Annotated in this window: 1 protein-coding gene; it reads right to left on the bottom strand. The window is 68.0% G+C overall.

The features are described from left to right. A partial coding sequence (locus AC5ZGW_RS46835) for a transposase (protein ID WP_496114226.1) occupies window positions 1–532 on the bottom strand: 532 nt, incomplete at both ends.

Raw genomic sequence — 532 nt, forward strand, 5'->3', positions numbered from 1 at the left:
CAGAAGCCGAGCGCGCCGTCGCCGACGGCAATTTCCGGGGCGATCTGCAACCCGCGCCGCTTGACGTCGATCAGGAGCTCACGCCAGCTCTGCGCGCTCTCCCGCACGCCGACCTGGAAGCCGATCAGTTCCTTCTTGCCTTCCGGCGTCGCGCCGATCAGCACCAGCATGCACTCGCCGTGGTCTTCCATGCGGGCCTGCAGGAAGACGCCATCGGCCCACACGTACACGTATCGTCGCGCCGACAAATCGCGCCTCTGCCAGCGCTCGTACTCGCCTTGCCACTCCGCGGTCAGCCGGGAAATCACCGCGGGCGACAGGTTCGGTGCGTCCTTGCCCAGCAAGGCCGTCAGCGCCTCCTGGAAATCGCCGGTCGAGATGCCGCGCAGGTACAGAATCGGCAACAGCGCATCCAGGCTTCTGGTCCGCCGTGCCCACAGCGGCAGGATCGCCGAGCCGAACCGGATCCGCTCACTATCGCCGGCCGCCCCACGGTCGCGAATCTTCGCCCGCGCGACCTCGACCGGACCGA

This window comes from Bradyrhizobium sp. Crot121 (assembly GCF_059512385.1).